Origin of the sequence: Macellibacteroides fermentans (assembly GCF_013409575.1) — a bacterium.
Taxonomy (GTDB): domain Bacteria; phylum Bacteroidota; class Bacteroidia; order Bacteroidales; family Tannerellaceae; genus Macellibacteroides; species Macellibacteroides fermentans.
In genome coordinates this window covers 465090-485174 of record NZ_JACCCY010000002.1, presented here as the reverse complement: position 1 = coordinate 485174, position 20085 = coordinate 465090, and the positions used below count along the sequence as shown (strand labels likewise).

The 20085-nt window shown below is 41.9% G+C and carries 21 protein-coding genes and 1 tRNA gene; 14 read left to right on the top strand and 8 right to left on the bottom strand.

The annotated features are described in order from the left end of the window. The first annotated feature begins 4 nt into the window (after positions 1–4). From F5613_RS07055 to tnpC, 3 genes are all read left to right on the top strand, one after another. The gene (locus F5613_RS07055) at positions 5–406 is read left to right on the top strand and encodes a hypothetical protein (protein WP_179399236.1); all 402 of its coding nucleotides are present in this window, start codon (positions 5–7) and stop codon (positions 404–406) included. 4 nt (positions 407–410) lie between these two features. Then, positions 411–752 carry an IS66 family insertion sequence element accessory protein TnpB gene (gene tnpB / locus F5613_RS07050; protein ID WP_179399235.1) on the top strand — a complete coding sequence of 114 codons (342 nt, stop codon included), beginning with the start codon at positions 411–413 and terminating at the stop codon, positions 750–752. 92 nt (positions 753–844) lie between these two features. Further along, complete coding sequence (gene tnpC, locus F5613_RS07045; RefSeq protein WP_179399234.1) at positions 845–2416, top strand: IS66 family transposase; 1572 nt, start codon at positions 845–847, stop codon at positions 2414–2416. A gap of 85 nt (positions 2417–2501) precedes the next feature. Here the strand turns inward: tnpC and F5613_RS07040 are convergent, their stop codons facing one another. From F5613_RS07040 to F5613_RS07025, 4 genes are all read right to left on the bottom strand, one after another. Further along, a complete protein-coding gene (locus tag F5613_RS07040; protein ID WP_179399233.1) occupies positions 2502–3497 on the bottom strand; it encodes a metallophosphoesterase family protein in 996 nt (331 codons plus the stop codon). Between the two features lie 226 nt (positions 3498–3723). Continuing rightward, positions 3724–3975, bottom strand: coding sequence for an RNA recognition motif domain-containing protein (locus tag F5613_RS07035; RefSeq protein WP_068178708.1), 252 nt, complete (start codon positions 3973–3975; stop codon positions 3724–3726). A 286-nt stretch (positions 3976–4261) separates the two neighbouring features. Then, positions 4262–4825: a DUF1697 domain-containing protein gene (locus F5613_RS07030; RefSeq protein WP_179399232.1), complete on the bottom strand. Its 564-nt coding sequence runs from the start codon at positions 4823–4825 to the stop codon at positions 4262–4264. A gap of 554 nt (positions 4826–5379) precedes the next feature. Continuing rightward, positions 5380–5450 (bottom strand) — tRNA-Gln (locus tag F5613_RS07025). Between the two features lie 224 nt (positions 5451–5674). On the opposite strand from F5613_RS07025, the gene rsfS reads away from it, so the two are divergent. From rsfS to F5613_RS07010, 3 genes are all read left to right on the top strand, one after another. Then, positions 5675–6034 carry a ribosome silencing factor gene (gene rsfS / locus F5613_RS07020; protein ID WP_079682735.1) on the top strand — a complete coding sequence of 120 codons (360 nt, stop codon included), beginning with the start codon at positions 5675–5677 and terminating at the stop codon, positions 6032–6034. A gap of 35 nt (positions 6035–6069) precedes the next feature. Beyond that, positions 6070–8082, top strand: a complete 2013-nt coding sequence (gene ftsH / locus F5613_RS07015; protein ID WP_179399231.1) for an ATP-dependent zinc metalloprotease FtsH — start codon at positions 6070–6072, stop codon at positions 8080–8082. Positions 8083–8216: 134 nt separating this feature from the next. Continuing rightward, positions 8217–9050 carry a phosphatidate cytidylyltransferase gene (locus F5613_RS07010; RefSeq protein ID WP_179399230.1) on the top strand — a complete coding sequence of 278 codons (834 nt, stop codon included), beginning with the start codon at positions 8217–8219 and terminating at the stop codon, positions 9048–9050. Here the strand turns inward: F5613_RS07010 and porT are convergent. Beyond that, entirely contained in the window at positions 9037–9756 is a 720-nt protein-coding gene (gene porT / locus F5613_RS07005) for a type IX secretion/gliding motility protein PorT/SprT (protein ID WP_246303387.1), read from the bottom strand. The two genes, F5613_RS07010 and porT, sit on opposite strands and share 14 nt — an antisense overlap. Before the next feature lie 206 nt (positions 9757–9962). Between porT and F5613_RS07000 the strand changes: the two genes are divergently transcribed. Then, entirely contained in the window at positions 9963–10133 is a 171-nt protein-coding gene (locus F5613_RS07000; protein WP_068178736.1) for a DUF362 domain-containing protein, read from the top strand. A gap of 112 nt (positions 10134–10245) precedes the next feature. On the opposite strand, the gene F5613_RS06995 is transcribed toward F5613_RS07000, so the two are convergent. Beyond that, positions 10246–10614, bottom strand: coding sequence for a DUF3276 family protein (locus tag F5613_RS06995; RefSeq protein ID WP_179399229.1), 369 nt, complete (start codon positions 10612–10614; stop codon positions 10246–10248). A 220-nt stretch (positions 10615–10834) separates the two neighbouring features. Here F5613_RS06995 and nusB point away from each other — a divergent pair, with 220 nt between their 5' ends. From nusB to F5613_RS06970, 5 genes are all read left to right on the top strand, one after another. Beyond that, a complete protein-coding gene (nusB, locus tag F5613_RS06990; protein ID WP_079682739.1) occupies positions 10835–11761 on the top strand; it encodes a transcription antitermination factor NusB in 927 nt (308 codons plus the stop codon). A gap of 63 nt (positions 11762–11824) precedes the next feature. After that, positions 11825–12136 (top strand): preprotein translocase subunit YajC, encoded by a 312-nt coding sequence (gene yajC, locus F5613_RS06985; protein WP_068178744.1) that lies wholly within the window; start codon positions 11825–11827, stop codon positions 12134–12136. A gap of 11 nt (positions 12137–12147) precedes the next feature. Beyond that, entirely contained in the window at positions 12148–13155 is a 1008-nt protein-coding gene (locus tag F5613_RS06980; protein WP_079682740.1) for a CdaR family protein, read from the top strand. After that, the gene (coaE, locus tag F5613_RS06975) at positions 13155–13739 is read left to right on the top strand and encodes a dephospho-CoA kinase (protein ID WP_179399228.1); all 585 of its coding nucleotides are present in this window, start codon (positions 13155–13157) and stop codon (positions 13737–13739) included. The genes F5613_RS06980 and coaE overlap by 1 nt, the downstream gene beginning before the upstream one ends. A 140-nt stretch (positions 13740–13879) precedes the next feature. Next, the gene (locus F5613_RS06970) at positions 13880–14314 is read left to right on the top strand and encodes a DUF5606 family protein (RefSeq protein WP_079682742.1); all 435 of its coding nucleotides are present in this window, start codon (positions 13880–13882) and stop codon (positions 14312–14314) included. A 43-nt stretch (positions 14315–14357) separates the two neighbouring features. On the opposite strand, the gene lon is transcribed toward F5613_RS06970, so the two are convergent. After that, positions 14358–16817 (bottom strand): endopeptidase La, encoded by a 2460-nt coding sequence (lon, locus tag F5613_RS06965; RefSeq protein ID WP_179399227.1) that lies wholly within the window; start codon positions 16815–16817, stop codon positions 14358–14360. A 96-nt stretch (positions 16818–16913) separates the two neighbouring features. On the opposite strand from lon, the gene F5613_RS06960 reads away from it, so the two are divergent. Next, positions 16914–17627, top strand: a complete 714-nt coding sequence (locus F5613_RS06960; protein ID WP_179399226.1) for a tRNA1(Val) (adenine(37)-N6)-methyltransferase — start codon at positions 16914–16916, stop codon at positions 17625–17627. On the opposite strand, the gene F5613_RS06955 is transcribed toward F5613_RS06960, so the two are convergent. Next, the gene (locus tag F5613_RS06955) at positions 17612–18583 is read right to left on the bottom strand and encodes a diacylglycerol/lipid kinase family protein (RefSeq protein ID WP_179399225.1); all 972 of its coding nucleotides are present in this window, start codon (positions 18581–18583) and stop codon (positions 17612–17614) included. The two genes, F5613_RS06960 and F5613_RS06955, sit on opposite strands and share 16 nt — an antisense overlap. Positions 18584–18773: 190 nt before the next feature. Between F5613_RS06955 and spt the strand changes: the two genes are divergently transcribed. Continuing rightward, the gene (gene spt / locus F5613_RS06950) at positions 18774–19958 is read left to right on the top strand and encodes a serine palmitoyltransferase (RefSeq protein WP_079682746.1); all 1185 of its coding nucleotides are present in this window, start codon (positions 18774–18776) and stop codon (positions 19956–19958) included. The last annotated feature ends 127 nt before the right edge of the window (positions 19959–20085 follow it).

The window sequence follows — 20085 nt, the reverse complement described above, 5'->3', positions numbered from 1 at the left end:
ACAAATGAAAGCATCCGAACTTTATGCATTGGCAATCGAAGAGTACAGGCAAATCTGTATTTTAAGTAGCATGACTTTACGGGACTATTGCAAAGAACGTCATGTCTGCTACGGAGGTATCCAGAATTGGATGAGCAGGCATTCGATCAAAGTAGCAGATCTCAAGCCTCGTCCCGTATTACCCGATACTTCTGCCTCCACTCCTGAGCAAGCCTCTTGTGAAGGACAACAACTCTATCCGCTCTCCTTTATAAAGGAAGCATCAGAAAAACCGGTTTTCACAGGGAATGTTTTCCCTGTGCTTAAAGGCGTCAACATCACTTTTCCCGATGGCGTAATTATAACCATTAAAGAGATTAGCCAGGAAGATCTGAATAAATTTATACAAACCTATTTTAACCAATAATCCGATGTTTGCACTTACAGAATCCATGAGCTATTATCTATGTCCGCATTACGTGGACATGCGCAAAGGCATCTATTCCCTATACCAGTTAGTGAAGACAGACATGAAACGGAATCCTTTGTCGGGAGAGGTTTTTCTCTTCCTTGGCAGGAACCGGTCGTTAATTAAGATCCTTCACTGGGAAGACGGTGGATTTGTTTTGTATCAGAAAAAGCTGGAACGGGGCACCTTTGAAGTCCCCCGATTTAACCCTTCAAACAATGAGTTTGAGATGAAATGGAAGACCTTTGTCTTGATAATGGAGGGCGTCTCGGTCCGTTCGGCAAAGTACAGGAGAAGGTTTTAGATAAGGCTTAATATATTGTATACCAAATACATAGCTAAATTATTTATTGTAATTTACTTTGATATCCGAAGTATTGTCCGTATCTTTATGACATGAATAGCAAACGGATTATTGAACTACAGGAAGACCAGCTGAAACTTTCCGCTCAAAGGGAAAAGATGTATTTGGAACAACTCGTCCGGCAATCTGAACAAATAGAAAGACTCTCTGTCCAGGTTGGTAGTTTAACCGAAACAATCCGTTCGCTGGAAAAAAGCCTGCTTCAAAAGAACGGGGACATGCAGAAGGTTGAGGGGAAAAACCGGAGAATGAGCAAGCTTCTCTCCAATAAATCGGAAAAGCTTGTGCCCGATACCGCAAAAGAAGAACCGACAGAAACCGCTCCCCCTGTTTTGCCCAAAGACCGCGGAAACAACAATGCCAAACGGAAAGAATACTTCTCTCTAGAAACCATTGTCGAGCATGTATATCCCGATGATCCTGCCTTTGACAAAGAAAAGGCCAGGGTGATCGGATCTGTAGACTCCGTCATGTATACCTACAGCAAGGCTACTTTTAAGAAAATCATATACAGACAATATAATTGCGTACAGCAGGAAAAGGTTTACTCGGGTAAAGCCCCCAGATCTCCCCTGCAGAACTCAAACTATGATGCCTCCTTTATCGCCGGCATGCTTCAACTGCGGTATGTTTACTCCATGCCTGTGGAGCGGATTGTCAAGTATTTTACAGAAAATGGCTTTGAATTAAACAAAGCTACCGCCCACGGACTGATTAAGAAGTCTGCCGGATTAATGGACCGCCTGGATGATGTTCTTCATACAGCGATCCTTGAAGATGACTATCTTTGTATGGATGAAAGTTACCATACCATCCTTACCAAAGAGAAAAACAAGGATGGTAAGGGCGTACGCAAAGGGTATATCTGGGCTGCGCTGGCCAATACAAAGAAATTGGTCCAGTACTTTTATGAAAACGGGTCTCGATCCCGGGAGGTTCTGACCAACTATATCGGCAATCATTACAAAGGAGCCATCCAGAGTGACGGGCTGATCAACTATAAAATACTTGAGACCGATACCTATCCTGATGTAATCCGGCTGGCATGCTTCCAGCACTGCAAGCGTCAGTTCCTGGATCTCGCAAACGATAAAGAAGCCATCGGAATTGTCAACATAATCAACCGGCTTTATCAGGCGGAGCATAAGATTGACCCGAAATGGAAGCCCGACAAAATCCTTGAACATAGACAAGAGTACGCCCCACCCATACTGGCTGAACTAAAAAGCAAACTGTTGGAAATACAATCCAATCCATCCACCCTTCCCAAGAGTCCCCTCTCGAAGGCCGTGAATTATACTCTCAACGAGTACGATGCACTGTGTAATTACATTGTACGTCCGGACTATGCGTTGGATAACAATGCCGTGGAAAGATGTATGCGAAGCATATCTTTAAGCAGAAAAAACTCTCTTTTTTGTGGCAGTCATGCCGGAGCTAAAAGAACGGCATTGCTCTACTCGCTATCCATCTCCTGCAAACTTCATAATATAAACTCCTTCGAATACTTTACGGACATACTAAACCGACTGGCATACATAAGTCCAACCGCTCCCGATCAAATATATCGCGATTTACTTCCAGACAAGTGGACTAAACTCTAATAACAATTAATAAATCTTACAAGACGGTATCGCGGAGACGCTTACCGCACGAAAGTGCCCGGATGCACAATATTCAAGCTAAAAGTTACTTCTTAATGAAAGTTTTGGGGAATTCTGTTTGCTGAATGATACGATTCCCTCTCAGACGGATCCAGCTTTTAAATGCAACTTCACCTTCCTGCAGGGTAATGACGCGTGCGCCGTTTTCAATGTTGATGTAAGTGGTTTTACCACCGGTAAAGCGTCCGTACACCAAAGCAATGCCATCCAACCAGGCAATGTAGTCGTTATCATGGTCGTGACCAACAAATGTACCCATTACATCGCCCGACTCCAGCATGGCGGTGAACATTCCCGAATTCACTTTCGGATTGCATTCGTCTTCAAAACGTAAACCAATGGCGCGGGTATTATAAGCTTTGTTATATTCGGGCAGGGCAATATGGAAAAAGGCCAGGGCTGGCAACGGTTTGCCTCCGTTTTGTGTGGTAAAATCTTTACTTTGGTTTCTGTACCAATTTACCTGGTCTTGCGAGAACCAGCCGTATCCCTCTACAGCTTTTATTTTACTGTACGAACGCGAGTCCATGCAATACAACACTGCCGACGTTTTATTTCCTGTGGCACTCTTGATTGGTAACGTATAATTTCCGTATCCGGATACATTATCGGTTGTATCCTTAAACAAGCTCTTAGGGTACGAAGCCACCAAGCGGGCAACCTGAGCACGCGAAAGATCCTGTTCGTCGTCGTGATTACCCAATGTAACGGCAAAAGGAATTCCTCTTTTACTAACTGCCTCTGTAACCACATCCCAGCCGTTTTTGGCAGGAGCCTCTGTAACTATATCACCTGTAAATATTACCAGATCCGGTTTCTCGGCATCCAGGGTTTCGTTTATAACTGCCAAAGCCTCTTTAGACTCCGGTTTTGAAACACAATAATGCACATCTGTAAACTGAACGATCTTAAAACTTCCATCCTTACGAAAGGACAATTGTTGCGCCTGTAGTCCGGACACAGTAAGCAAGGACAGGATAGCCACACAAAATAAACCGGTTTTTCTTGAAAAGTTATTCATGATACTATATATTAGAGTTATTGCGAATGCAGCCAGAAAGGAGTTGCTTTCCCGGCTGTTCACACATAATATACAAACATAAAACATTTTCCACCTATTCGTATTACGTTAATAATAAAAAAGAGGATAAACAAGACATTTATCTCGTTTACCCTCTTTGTGTGTATTATATATAAAAACTGTAGTAACAACTCTCTGCTAACAGAGAATTTGTTTCAGCTTTATATTAATAAGACCGCTTAGGAGTAGCTTCCTTCAAAACCATCTGACGGCCTTGATATTCTGCTCCATCCAATTCTTTGATTGCATTGATAGCTTCAGCCTCGTTTGGCATTTCTACAAATGCAAAACCTTTAGATCTGTTAGTATCACGGTCAATAATTAATTTTGCTGAATCAACTGTACCATAGTCTTCCATAACTTGTCTTAAATCCGATTCCTTAACTGTGTAGCTAAGATTGCCAATGTAAATGTTCATAAAAAAACGATATAAAATAAATAATTAATAAAATAAACAATTAAGTTTGGGGAAAGATCAATTTCTGCAATAATTTTCTCGGGATGAGAAAGATAGTCGGAGAGAGAGAGCAATATAAACCTTCTTTTGTTTGTCTGATACAAAGAACGACATATAATTCCGATATCCAACTATACTTTCCTGTTTATTTTCAAATAAATAAGATTTTATTGGAAATCGGCCACTTTAAAGCATTGCAATTAACGCTTGTTCACTAAAACAGACTCAATAGTCACTTCCAATCTGTTTAATCACGCGCAATTTTTCCTTTTGCCAAAACCTGCAATTTTACCGTTGTATTCCAATTTCGTACTGTAACCGACTTATAAAAAGGTAAAGAAACAATCTTACTAAGGTAACTTTTACCGGCTTCGCTTATTAGGCGGGAAAAATAGATTGCTTTATTTCCGGAATTTAATTGGTCCACTCCTTGTCTTGCTGGAATAAGTTTTTCGATGTCATTCGCATCAAGTAATCCATCTAAATAAATCACATCGTATCTGTATAGATCGGGGGAAGATCCAAAACCTTGGGGAGCAGAAGAAATAATTGCGTCAATCTCTTGGGATGTAAATAAGAAAACTCCCGATTGATATCCAAAATTCTCTTTTAAAGACTGGGCTATTCCATCGGACAGAAGCTTGCGATCCGATTGAGTCGTTGAAAACAATACGTTACCACTTTGAATATACGTCTCAACATCCACCAATCCGGTGCGGGATAAAACCTCTTTTAAGTCATCCATCCGGATAATCTGATTACCGCCCACATTAATTCCTCTTAAAAGCAAAACATAGACCGTTGGCTTCATCTCTTGTCTTTTTTCTTCTTTAGTATTTTATCATTGTTTTCTGCTTTCATTGTTACAAACATACTTAATGTGAATCAAATCACAAACAAACAGGCATCGTTTACATATTTCCGGCACATACTATAGAAAAACGATATTATTATAACCGGCTAATATCCTATTTTCTATGTATATACTAAACATGTTCTCCACACAAATTAGTTCAGAATATACTGTCTTCTATTCTTTTCTATACGAAGAACTATTCGTTTGCCATTTGATTACTTTGCGTTTGTCAATTGTTGAATGCAAGTTACACATATGTATACATTGCATTCAACAGCTGTCAAACGAATAGTTGATCGTTATGAAAATAATAGTTCTTCGTAGGCTTAGGAATAGTTTGTAAGCATAACCGGAATAATAGATATAAGTCAGATAACACTAAGTCAACAGAAAAGGCCGGGAAGTATGATTAACCGGAGTCTGGAGATCTTGCTTTCGGTGGGAATTGGAGATTATAATAACAGAAAAAGGTTTGGAAAATAATTTTCCAAACCTTTTTTAATTTTCTGTTGTTCTACCAGGGCTCGAACCTGGAATTTCAGGACCAGAATCTGACGTGTTACCATTACACCATAGAACAATACGCTTATTTGTCGTTAACTCTCTTTCGTTAACGGGTGCAAATTTACAGCTTTTTTTGATTGCTCCAAATTTTTATGCCCATTTTTTTATCTTTGAACAAATTATTAATCTACTTGTTTGATTTACAAAAGTAAAAAAAGAGATAAATTCGATAACATCACTCAGATACTAATTTTATGGATTATATTTGCAGATTCGTAATTACACTTTAAGACAAAATAAATGGATCAAACAGAATCATTGGTAAAAAAGATTGTAGAAGGCCTACAAGAGAAAAAAGGCAAAAAAATCGCAACAATAGACTTAACAAAATTATCAGGTGCCATATGTCAATATATGGTTATTTGTGAAGGTAACACTCCTACCCAGGTAGCTGCTCTTTCAGACTCCGTATGGGATTATGTAAGAAAAGAGGCGGGAGAAAAACCTATCTCCATCGATGGAGAAAGAAACGCTCAGTGGATAGGTATGGATTATGGCACGGTTCTTGTTCATATTTTTCTGCCGGAATTAAGAACTTTCTATAATTTGGAAAACCTTTGGGCAGACTCGAAGGTTATTCGAATACCGGATCTTGATTAATAACCGGAGATCATAAACAATATCGACTATCATTTATGGAGAATAACAACAACGCGTTTAATAAGCCGCCAAAAAACAACAAGACGAAGATGTTCCGCTTTAATCTGTATTGGATGTATGGAATAATTTTCATCTTGCTTGCAGCTTTGTATATGACAAATGATTCGTCTACAACGAAAGAGATGGGTTGGACTGAGTTTCAGAAGCTGGCGAACCAAAACGTTTTTGAAAAAATAACCGTATTCAATAAAAAGAATACACTGGAAGCTACTATTAAAAAAGGACAACTGGGCGTGGTTTTTAAAGAGGATTCGGCTTTAGTGGGCGATTCGCCTATGGTCTTTGTAAAAATCCCGTCGGCTGACAAGTTTTCCGATTTTTATGACAAAGCGGTTGAAAAAAACAATATCGACACTTCGGTAAGCTTTGAAGAGGGTGATGATACATTCTGGAATTTCTTTATTTCCTTTGGTCCTATCATCCTGCTTGTACTTGTATGGATATTCCTGATGAAAAGAATGTCCGGAAATGCCGGTGGTGGCGCCGGAGGTGTGTTTAGCGTGGGCAAGGCAAAGGCTCAGCTATTCGACAAGGATAACGATAAGAAGGTTACCTTTAAAGATGTAGCCGGACTATCGGAAGCAAAACAGGAAATTGAAGAGATTGTGGCGTTTTTACGCAGTCCCGAAAAATATACCGAACTTGGAGGTAAGATTCCTAAGGGTGCTTTGTTGGTAGGCCCTCCGGGAACCGGTAAGACTTTATTGGCAAAGGCTGTGGCCGGCGAGGCAAATGTTCCGTTCTTCTCTTTATCCGGATCCGACTTTGTAGAAATGTTCGTAGGGGTTGGTGCCTCAAGGGTACGCGACCTGTTCCGTCAGGCTAAAGAAAAGGCTCCCTGTATCGTATTTATTGACGAGATTGATGCCGTTGGTCGTGCCCGTGGTAAAAATGCCAACATGAACAGCAACGACGAGCGCGAAAATACGCTTAACCAATTGCTGACAGAGATGGATGGTTTCGGATCAAACAGCGGGGTGATCATCCTTGCTGCTACGAACCGTGCTGACATATTAGACAAAGCCTTGCTTCGTGCCGGACGTTTTGACCGACAGATACATGTTGAGTTGCCCGATTTAAACGAGCGTAAAGAAATTTTTGGTGTGCATCTTCGTCCTATTAAGATTGACGAAAGTGTGGATGCCGAATTCCTTGCCCGTCAGACTCCCGGTTTTTCCGGAGCTGATATTGCCAATGTTTGTAACGAGGCTGCCCTTATTGCAGCTAGGGGATTGAAGAAATTTGTGCAGAAGGAAGACTTCATGAATGCGGTAGACCGCATTGTGGGTGGTTTGGAGAAAAGATCCAAAATAACAACTGCCGAGGAAAGACGCAGCATTGCCAACCACGAAGCAGGTCATGCATCGATCAGCTGGCTGCTCGAACATGCCAATCCATTGGTGAAGGTAACCATTGTTCCGCGAGGAAAGGCGCTGGGTGCCGCTTGGTATTTGCCGGAAGAGCGTCAGATTACAAATAAAGAGCAGCTGCTTGATGAGATGTGTGCTACGTTGGGTGGACGCGCTGCTGAAGAGCTGTTCCTGGGAAAGATTTCCACCGGAGCTTCCAACGACCTCGAAAGGGTAACCAAGCAGGCTTATGCCATGGTTGTCTACTTTGGTATGAGCGACAAGTTGCCTAACCTCAACTATTACGACTCAACCGGTCAGGAATGGGGCTTTACTAAACCATACAGTGAAGATACAGCCAAACTGATCGACTCTGAGGTGCAGAACATCATCAACACGGAGTATGCAAGAGCTAAACGCATCCTGCAGGAAAATGCCGAAAAGCATCATCAACTGGCCAATGTATTGCTTGAAAGGGAGGTGATTTACACCGAAGACGTTGAGCATATCTTCGGAAAGCGTCCGTGGATTTCGCGTTCGCAGGAGATTCTGGATCTGCAGGAAAAAGCTGCAGAGGATAAGCCGGAACCTGCAGCTAATCCGGATGTTCAACCCGAAGCTACAGAAACAGAGCAATAATTAGTTAAATACATAATTAATAATAGGAAATGAGGCTGGAAAGTATCTTTTGAAGATTACTATCCTGCCTCTTTTTTACTATTTATCAATTTATTATCTATATTTGCAGCCTGAAACACAAACATAAGTCTATCTTGAAAAATCTAATTATACGAGGGCTTACCGGTGCAGTATTTGTTGCCGTATTAGCAGGAGCTATTTGCTATAATCCCTATACGTTTCTTGCTTTATTCAGTATACTCACAGGCTTATTGCTCTGGGAATTCTATAGTTTGCTAAAGGAGTATTTTCCATCCGTTCCAAGACGGATTGTAGGAACAATTGGCGGTATGTATCTTTTCGTGGCTACCTTCTTACATGCAAACGGCCTTGCCGAAAGCCTCGTATTTACACCTTATCTTGCGTTTCTAATCTATCTGTTTGTTTCGGAACTTTACAACAAGCAGCAAAATCCGTTAAATAATCTGGCTTATTCCCTGTTTGCGCAGGTGTATTGTGCCGGAACTTTTGCCCTTTCCAATTACATCGTTCTTGGAAAGAATGAAGAAGGGGCGATTATCTTCACTCCTCTCCTGCTTATGGCTCTTTTTATATTCGTCTGGATAAACGATACGGGAGCATACCTGGTGGGATCTCAATTTGGGAAACACAGGTTATTTGAGCGTATATCACCTAAAAAGTCGTGGGAAGGCTTTTGGGGAGGCCTTGTCTTTGCTCTGGCAAGTTCCTTTGTTTTTGCCAACCTTAATCCGGAGATAAGCTGGTATAACTGGCTGGGACTGGCTGCCACAATCGTTTGTTTTGGCACATGGGGCGACCTGATCGAATCATTGATAAAACGCACCGTTGGGGTAAAAGACTCCGGCAAGATGCTTCCCGGACACGGCGGAATGCTGGACCGGTTTGACAGTATACTGCTTGCCATCCCGGCTGCCTATATCTACATTGAACTTTTTATTCGAAATTAAAGGTAAGCACAATCATTCTGGAAGTAACTTTGGATAAAGATTGGGTGTACCTCATCAGGGCTGCATCCTGAAGGTCGGTTCTGTCTTTTTCAAGCAGATCGGCCAATCCGAAACAAAATTTAAGTTCCGGACACAGCTTGAAGTATGGCAGGTAAAGATCGCAGCCCAGGCCAAACTGAACACCGTAATCCGCACTCTTCAGAAGCAAGGGATTGCCTTTCTTTCGTCCCAGATCCATACTTCCATACACCCCACCTATAACGTACGGCCGGTAGTTGTTGATACGAAATGCACTGTATTTGATATCCAGCGGAAACATCAGGTAATTGGATCGTACGGTGGTAGTAAACTCGGGCTCGTCGGCCACATCAGCCCCTTCGAAGGAGCGGAATACAAACTTCTTATCACCAAAATGTAGCGTGGGCGAAAACCTCAGATTCAGATTAGGGTTCAGATACATGTCTCCTATCACACCCACAGTAAAGCCGGGTGAGTACGAAGGAATCTCGCCGTACCACGTCTTCCCGTCGTCGCCGGCAACTCCCACATTGGTCAGAATCATATCCTGCGAATGCAACCCCACATGAAATCCCAAATGAAATAGCTTTTGGTCGGCATAAGGCTGATTTTTCACCTTCTCCTTCTGCGACAACAAAGGTCCGCAAAAGAAGAAACAAGACAAAAATAGAAATACGATCTGTTTCAATTCTCTACAATTTTTCAATAAAACGAATTTAATCTCCTTTTATTGCACAGCTGAAGGCGCAGGTTTAACATCCTGATATTGCTGATGCATTAATATGCAAAAAAAAGGGAGCTTGTACGCAAATAAAACGAAAACTTATTTTTTTAATACAAAGAAAGCTCTATTTTTGCAGCAACTAATAGTTACAAATTTAAAAGGTTAAGAAAATGGCTTATTTAATTAGTGAAGATTGCATTGCTTGCGGTACTTGCATTGACGAGTGTCCGGTAGGAGCAATTTCTGAAGGCGATATCTATAAGATTGATCCTGAAATGTGTACAGACTGCGGTACTTGCGCTGATGTATGTCCTACAGAAGCTATCCATCCGGTAGCATAATTCAAGTAAAAGAGTAGGCTTTTTTAATGAATGCCTATATAGATAACGGGCTGTTTAATCTGAAACCAGACAAACAGCCCGTTATATTTTATTTCGATTAATCTGTGTTCTCTTAAAAATCGATGGTTAATTTAATGTCGCCCGAATCTGATGTGTCGTTTTCCTCCGGATCATTGCTGTTAGCGGGCTTAGTAGAAACATCTCCGTTATGTTGCTGTATGTACCCGATCACATCAGATAAGCCTTCTATAAACTTCTCAAAGTCTTCCTTATACAGAAAAATCTTGTGCTTTTCGAATGTTGCCTGCGCACCCTCTTTAGATTGGACTTTTTTGCTTTCTGTTATAGCCAGAAACAAATCATCCTTCAGATTCCTCTTCACATCGAGGTAATATATCCTCTTGCCGGCTTTAATGGCTCTGGAATAAAGAATTTCTTTATCTCCTGTTTCAACATTCATTTTTTTCCCTGCATCTTCCATAACAGCAAATTTTGTTTATAAACACTCTCAAATCTTAATAATTTCCAAATATGGATATTTTTTTTTAAATAACTGCTATTTTAACGCAAAAAATCATAACGTATTGTATCATAATGTAAAAGATTGGGGTGATTAAATAAAAAAGATTGAATTGAAATATGAAAACAAAAAAGATTGCCTACCTTTGCATCCAATTTAAACAAAGTAGTTCCTTCAAACGATGATCAACAGAATTTTAATTCGCATTAAAGTTTTACAGATAGTATACGCATACTATCAGAACGGAAACAAAGACCTCAAAACTGCAGAAAACGAATTGCTTTTCAGTCTTCAAAAGTCATACGACTTATACCATTATTTCCTTCTTCTCATAGTTGAAACAACCAGACTTCAAAAAAGAGTGCTGGACAATCGCAAAAACAAGTATGTTCCAACCCAGGAAGAGTTGAATCCCAACACCCGATTTGTAGATAACCGCTTTGCTGCACAGGTAGAAGCAAACGAGTCTCTTTTGGCTTATGTGAAAGACAATGGTATTTCATGGAACAACGAAGAAGATTTTGTAAAATCGGTACTGGATATCATTTTAAATTCGGATATCTATGCTGATTATCTGGCAGATGCCAACGATTCTTACGAAGCCGACCGCGACTTCTGGCGGATTGTTTTCAAGAAACTGATCTGCGGTAACGAAGAAATCGAATCCTATCTGGAAGATAAAAGTATTTATTGGAACGACGACATTGAGATTGTTCAGACTTTCACGTTGAAAACCATCAAGAAGTTTTCAGAAAAAGAGGGAAGCAAACAGCCTTTGTTGCCAATGTTCAAAGATCAGGACGACCAGGAATTCGCTATCAAATTATTCCGTCAGTCATTATTGAAAGGAAGCGAATACCGCGAACGTATCCAAAAGCACATGAAAAACTGGGAGAGCGAACGTATTGCCAATATGGACCAGATCATCATGCAGGTTGCCCTGGCTGAAATCATGAATTTCCCAACAATACCTATCAATGTAAGCCTGAACGAATACATCGACACAGCTAAATACTACAGTACACCCAAAAGCGGTAATTTCATCAATGGAATTCTCGATTCTGTTGTAACTGAGCTAAAAAATGAGCGTTTGTTGATTAAAGATTGACAATTTTCGTTATATTTGCAATAATTACAAATAGAATCCAGTAAAACGTTTAAATTTTATAGCATGAACTTACTAAGTATTTTACTTCAAGCAGCAGGTGGCGCAAATCAGTGGTCAGGAATTTTAATGATGGTAGTGGTAGTAGCTATCTTTTATTTCTTCATGATCCGTCCGCAGCAAAAGAAACAGAAAGAAATTCAAAAATCACGCGAAGCTCTGAAGAAGGGTGACAAGGTGATTACAGCCGGTGGTATCTATGGTAAAATCAAAGAGATCAGCGACAACTATATGTCAATCGAAATTGCGGAAGGTGTAAACATCCGTGTAGACAAAACATCCATTTTTGCATCGGCAGAAGACGCGCAACAAAAGTAAAAAATAGTTACATGTCCCGACTTGAAGCTTTATTTTTAACATTCAAGTCTGCACCAAAAAAGATTAAAACTCTGTTACGCCGTCAAGGGTGGAAAGAAGTTTTAATCTTTTTCTTTTTTGTACTTCTTTCTCTGGGCTTTTGGATGCTTCAAAGTCTTCAGCAAGATTACGAAATTGAACTTATCATACCGGTCAGATATAAGAATGTTCCAGCCAATATTGCATTCTCCGACAAGTTACCAGACAATATCAAGGTAAAAGTCAGAGACAAAGGAAGTGTATTGCTAAATTACTCCCTGGGTGGAACACTTTTACCTATCGAAGCATCTCTTGGATCGCTTTCAGCCAAAGGTGGGACCTTTCTTATCAGCAAGAAAATAATTGAACGGGATCTGCTTAAGCAGATGATTGCAACCACTACGCTGATAAGCTTCGAGCCTCAGCAGATAGAGGTCGACTATACTCCGTTAAAGAGCCGAAGAATCCAGGTGGAGTTTAACGGGTCGTTACGTACAGAACCCGGATTCGGGCTGTCGGGAGAAATAAATATCACCCCTGCCACTGTGCAGGTTTATGCCGGCGAAGAAATTCTGGATAGTCTGATTACCGTACAAACAGTAAACACCAAGATTGAGAAAGCGAGAAAGACATTTACCCGCACGTTCAATCTGTTGCCGGTTAAAGGAGCCCGGTTCGAACCCGAACAGGTAACCATCACCTTCCCCATTGAAGAATATACGGAAAAAACATTGAATATACCGATCCAATGTAAGACATTGCCGCAGAATCTTACGCTGCGGACCTTCCCATCCATGGTGCAGGTTACCTGCAATGTACCTCTTTCGCGCTTCAACCAGCTAAAGGAAAGTGATTTTGCAGCCGAGATAAACTATTCGGATCTGGAACAGAACATTTCGGGTACGGTATCAATCAAGCTGACAAAGAAACCCAACTGGATTCAATCCCCCACGGTGCACCCGGACAAAATTGAATTTATACTGGAACAAAACAATTATTAATGAAAACCATCGGCATTACTGGAGGTATAGGCAGTGGAAAATCGGTAGTCTCCGCTCTGCTGGAGCTATATGGCATTCCTGTTTATATAGCGGACGAGGAGAGCAAACGACTTACCCAATCGTCTCCGGTTATTCGCAAGGGGCTTATCGAACTGTTTGACGAATCGATCTACACCGGCGAAGGCCTCGACAAAAGAAGACTTGCCTCTCTGATATTCGGCAATCCGCAGATGCTGAAAGCGGTTAACAGCCTTATTCACCCGGAAGTATATAAAGACTATCTGCAATGGACCGAATCGAAAAATACTGAGCTGTGCGCCCTTGAATCGGCCATCTTGTTTGAATCGGGTTTTGACAAACTGGCCGACTATACGGTTATGGTATATGCTCCGGAAGAGATCCGGATACAACGTGCCATGAACCGTGATAACTCAAGCCGTACAGATGTTACAAACCGTATTAAGAACCAGCTGCCGGATGAAATAAAGAGAGATAAATCGGATTTTGTAATCCTGAATGACGGTATTCAGGCCTTAATTCCTCAGGTAGAGTCTCTTTTAAAGCAAATACGGCCGACTCTCTAATCATAAATAAACAACAGATTCATACAAATATATAGCTGTTTGGAAAAGATGTTATATATTTTTCGGGTCCGTTTGTCAATAGTTCGGTATTCTTATGTTACATTTGCACATTCAAGTTTAACACTATAGAAAAGAAAATTATGTTGAAGACTATCTTGTCTATTTCCGGCAAACCCGGATTATTTAAACTGGTTTCTCAAGGTAAAAACATGTTGATCGTAGAATCGTTGGTCGACAAGAAAAGAGTCCCTGCTTATGCCAAAGATAAAGTAATTTCCTTAGGAGATATCGCTATCTATACGGATGAGACAGAAGTTCCATTGCATGAAGTACTTACTTCTGTAAAAAATAAAGAGAACGGAAACCTGGTATCAGTTAATCCAGCCGCCAAGCCGGAAGAGCTTCGTGCTTTCATGGCAGAAGTGCTTCCTGATTTTGACCGCGAACGTGTATACCCAAGCGATATAAAGAAACTTATTTCGTGGTATAACATCCTGATTAACGCAGGAATTACAGACTTCACTCCGCAGGAAAATGCGGAAGAGGCTGAAGCTGAAGCGGAAACAGAGAATTAAAAAATAAAGGCGTCTGAATTTACATCAGACGCCTTTGTTTTTCTTAGAATATCGGGTTGCTCACCTTTTCATCCAGTAATGCCAGCTTGATAACCTGACTGATATCGTCCACATAATGGAATTCCAATCCTTTCAGATACTCTTCCTTTATCTCTCCGATGTCCTTCTTATTTTCCGAACATAAAATAATGGTCTTAATCCCGGCACGCTTGGCTGCCAATATCTTCTCTTTGATACCTCCTACCGGCAACACTTTTCCACGCAAGGTAATTTCTCCTGTCATCGCCAGGTTAGGCTTTACCTTCCGCTGTGTGAATGCAGATACCAGCGATGTAACCATAGTTACCCCGGCACTTGGACCATCCTTGGGTATGGCTCCTTCGGGCACGTGAACGTGTACGTTCCAGTTTTCGAAAAAGTCTTCACTAATACCAAACTGACCTGCGTGGGCATGGATGTATTCCAGTGCCAACATGGCAGACTCTTTCATTACATCACCCAGATTACCTGTCAACGTTAACTTCGATCCTTTTCCTTTGCTTAAGCTCGACTCTACAAAGAGAATTTCGCCACCTACGGAGGTCCATGCTAGTCCTGTCACCACACCGGCATACTCATTGCCCTGGTATTTATCGCTGTTGTAGGTAACTGCACCCAGATACTCGTGCAGGTCTTCCGGCATGATAGATTCTGGCACTACCTCGTTGGTGGCAATTTTACGGGCCACTTTACGCAATACTTTGGCAATCATCTTATCCAGTTCGCGCACGCCACTTTCGCGGGTGTACGATTCCACAATCACCTGCAGGGTTTTCTTGGGGAACTTAACCGATTTCTTTGGTATACCATGCGCTTCCAGCTGTTTAGGCACTAAATGCTTGGCAGCAATCTCAACCTTTTCCTCAATGATGTATCCGCTCACTTCGATCAGTTCCATACGGTCCAGCAATGGTTGCGAGATGGAATTGATGTTATTGGCTGTAGCTATAAACATCACCTTGCTTAAATCGTAATCTACATCCAGGTAATTGTCGTGGAAGGCATTGTTCTGCTCCGGATCAAGTACTTCCAGCAGCGCTGCTGCGGGATCGCCCTTGAAATCGGATGTAATCTTATCGATCTCATCCAGAATAAACACCGGATTGGATGTACCGGCTTTCAGGATATTCTGAATAATACGTCCCGTCATCGCCCCGATATAGGTGCGTCGGTGACCGCGAATCTCGGCCTCGTCGTGCAAACCGCCCAACGACATGCGAACATATTTACGGTTCAGCGCCTCTGCCACCGATTTACCCAAAGAGGTTTTTCCCACCCCCGGAGGACCGTAAAGGCAGATAATGGGCGACTTCATGTCTCCCTTCAGTTTCAAAACAGCCAGGTGCTCGATGATACGTTCTTTTACCTTTTCGAGTCCGTAGTGGTCTCTGTCCAATACCTTCTCGGCATGCTTCAGATTAAAATTATCTTTGCTGTATTCGTTCCACGGAAGATTTACAAATGTTTGCACATACTGAGTCTGAATTGAGAAATCGGGACTCTGCGGATGCAGCCGCTCCAGCTTTCTTAATTCTTTTTCGAAGGTTTCGGCAACTTCGGCCGACCATTTCTTCTTGGCTGCTTTAGCCTTCAGCGCTTTTATCTCCTGCTCGTTGATGTTTCCACCCAACTCCTCCTGAATGGTCTTGATCTGTTGCTGCAGGAAATACTCTCTTTGCTGTTGGTTGATATCCTCATGCGTTTTCAGCTGGATGGAATTCTTCAACTCCAAAAGCTGGTACTCGCGATTCAGGATAAACAGCAAGCGATAGGCCCTTTCCTTCAAATCGCCAATCAGTAGCAACTCCATCTTTTCGGAACCACTCACCACGTTGGTACACGAGAAGTTTATCAGATATATTACGTTGTTATTATTTTTGATTGAAAAGATCATGTCGCGGCTTGGATCTCCTTCCGACTTCAGCATCTTAATCGTCAAATCCTTTATGGTTGAAATCAGTGCCTCAAACTCACGATCTTTCTTGTCGGGCATAACGTCTTCAAGCAGCTCCACTTTTCCTTTCAGGTAGGGTTCCGTCTGGGTAATCTCCTTCAATTCAAAACGCTTTTTTCCCTGCAAAATGGCTGTTGTTGTTCCATCCGGCATATCCAGTACGCGTACCACTTCGGCTATAACTCCTATATTGTACAGATCATCCATCCCGGGATCATCCGTTTCCCTATCTTTCTGGCAAATCACGCCAATCAATATCTTTTTCCCCTGAACTTCCTTGGCTAAACGAAGTGATTTCTGTCTGCCTAACATCACAGGCATGGCTATCCCGGGAAACAAAACCATATTCCGCAGAGGTAAAATAGGTATCTCGTTTCCAATATTTTCTATACCGTCCATAAAATCATCGTCAACATCGCATTCCGTTAGTATTGGAACTACCATTTCCATATCTTCGTCCAAATCGTCGTAAAGATCGTCGGTTAATTGCATAATTCTATTCTTTATCATACTTATTACATTATTATTGTATTCATGACAATAAACGTGCCAAAGATAATGAATATAAGACAAAATAGGATAAATTTGCAACCTCTTTAATATAGTATGGCAAATCCTTTTTTTAAATTTAAGAATTTCACGGTGTGGCATGACAAATGTGCAATGAAAGTAGGTACCGATGGGGTACTGCTGGGCTCGTGGGCATCTGTAGACGGATGTGACTCCATTCTCGATGTAGGAACAGGTACAGGGCTGATTTCCCTCATGGTTGCTCAACGCAGTGAGGCTGACATTCATGCAATAGATATCGACGAAGCCGCCTGCCTACAGGCTAAAGATAACATTGCGGACTCTGCATACCGGAGCCGTATACAGGTAACATGCACCTCGGTTCAGGAATTTGCCGAAAAGACGGATCGCACCTTCAGTCACATTCTGTCCAATCCCCCCTATTTTCCTAACTCGCTGAAAGGTCCGGACAAGCAACGCAACGCCGCACGACACAATGACACCCTGCCACTGGAAGAATTGCTCGCATCCTGTAATAAGATGCTTGCCCCCGAGGGAAAGATATCGCTTATACTTCCGGAGTCGTTATCAGACGCATTAAACGAAATAACAACAAGTTACCGGCTGTATCCGACACGTCGCACTTTGGTAATACCTACTCCCGGGTCTGCACCCAAGCGGATATTGGTGGAACTTTCACGTTCGCAAGAGACCGCCTGCGAGACCAGTCAACTGATCATTGAACTGGCCCGTCACCAGTACTCTGCTGACTATATCCAATTAACAAAAGAGTATTATTTAAATATGTAAGGCAGGCGTTTATCGAAGAAGCGGGTAACCTCTTCGAAGAAATTATGCACCTCCTTGGAAAAAGTGATCACCTCCGGTGTAAACACCTTCAGGGCTGCAGGTATCACATGGATATCGATAACAGCATCTGCCATAACAGGCTCGCCATCCAGGTGCATCACACCATCTTGCTGGCGGATGATCCTCACTTGCTTAGCCTTCAACGTCTTTATCTTACTATTACGGTCTATCTGCTTGGTAAAAAGCTGAATGGCCAAAGGCGCAATATCCAGCGGAGTAAAGGGAGACAAGATGGTAAGGTCCATCATCCCGTCCTGAATATTGGCATGGGGCGCAATAAACGCATTGTTCCCGTATTGCGAAGCATTGCCACAAGCAACCAAAAACGCCTTTTCCTTGATTGTCTGGTTGTCTACCAACAATTCGTAGGGCTGCGGCCGGTAACTAAGGTACTCCTCAATGGTATTCTTTATATAGGTGATGGAGCCACGTCTTTTCTCGGCAGCGAACTTCTGACTTACCGCCGCGTCGAACCCTACACCGCAGGTGCAGAAAAAGACACGCTGGTTCGCACTGCAGCAATCGATAGTGGTTACATTTCCCTTCAAAATAACTTCAAGCGCTTTTTTTGAATCCATGGGAATATGAAGCTCTCTTGCCAAGCCGTTTCCTGAACCTTTGGGCACAATTCCCAATATCGCCCTTGAGTGCAACATGGCACGGGCTATCTCGTTTACCGTTCCGTCGCCTCCAACCGCAATTATATAATCTGCCCCGGCATCCAATGCAGCCTGTGTAAGCACACTGGCATGTCCGGCATATTCCGTGAAAGATATGGTTAAAGCATGGTCGTTACGGGAACAAATCTTTTCTATCATCCGGGGTATGGCTCTTTTAGAACCCACACCCGAAATCGGATTAATTATCGCATGTACAGATACCTTCTGGTTAATCATTGCATTTATTTAATTACAATTGGTTTGCAAATTTAATATTTTTGTAAAACTTTTAACGTGTTTGGGGTACCATAAGATATTTTTTACTACTTTTGCGGCTAGATTTGAAAAAGCACTTGTGTATAAATGTAACAGATCTATGTTTTTCCGGAAACATTAAAGCGATATAAATCATTCTCTTTATTACAATATGAAACTTTTACAAGAGAAACTAGCAAAGTACGATATTCCGCAGAAGGCTATGGCCGCAGGAATTTACCCCTATTTCAGAATGATTGAAAGTGATCAAGACACTGAAGTTATCATTAGTGGAAAAAAAGTCCTGATGTTTGGGTCGAATGCGTACTTAGGATTGACAAATCATCCTAAAGTAAAGGAGGCAGCCATCGATGCTATCAAGAAGTATGGCACAGGTTGCGCCGGATCTAGATTCCTGAACGGAACATTGGATTTGCATATTCAGCTTGAAAAAAGATTGGCTGAGTTTGTTGGAAAAGAGGAGGCCATCATTTATTCAACCGGCTTCCAGGTTAATCTTGGCGTAGTGTCGTGTCTGACAGGACGAGAGGATTATATTCTTTGGGACGAATTAGACCATGCCTCCATTATTGAAGGTCATCGTCTTTCTTACTCCACCAAACTGAAGTACAAGCACAACGACATGGAATCGTTGGAAAAACAGCTTCAGAAGTGCGAACCGGACAAGATCAAGTTAATTGTGACAGACGGTGTATTCAGCATGGAAGGAGATGTAGCCAAGTTACCCGAAATTATTGCTTTGGCAAAAAAATACAATGCAAGCGTAATGGTTGACGAAGCCCACGGAATCGGTGTGTTAGGTAAACAAGGTCGCGGAACCTGCGATCATTTCGGTGTTACCGAAGATGTAGACCTGATCATGGGTACCTTCAGCAAGTCTTTCGCTTCCATCGGTGGTTTTATCGCATCCGACAAGGAAACAATTAATTACCTTCGTCATAATTCGCGCTCATACATCTTCAGTGCCAGCAACACTCCGGCAGCTACAGCAGCAGCAGGCGCAGCCCTGGACATCATGTTAAGCGAACCCGAACGTATCGATCACCTGTGGAAACTTACCAACTATGCGTTGGAAGGATTCCGTACTATGGGATGTGAGATTGGTCATACTTCGACCCCTATCATTCCTTTGTATATCCGTGATAACGATAAGACCTTCATGGTTGTTCGCGATTTGTTCGACTTAGGTGTATTTGTAAACCCGGTGGTTTCTCCTGCAGTAGCACCTCAAGACACGTTGATCCGTTTCTCGTTGATGGCTACACACACACAAGAGCAGCTCAACCAGGCAATGGATGCTATCCAGACAGTATTCAAGAAATACGGAATCATTTAATTTTGATTCTAAATCCATACAGGAAAGCCCTGAACCGTTTTGGTTCGGGGCTTTCTTATTTTATCTCATTTCTTTCTTTTTTTTATCCTTTTACAAAAGTGTAAGAATAAATAGCTATTTTTGCATA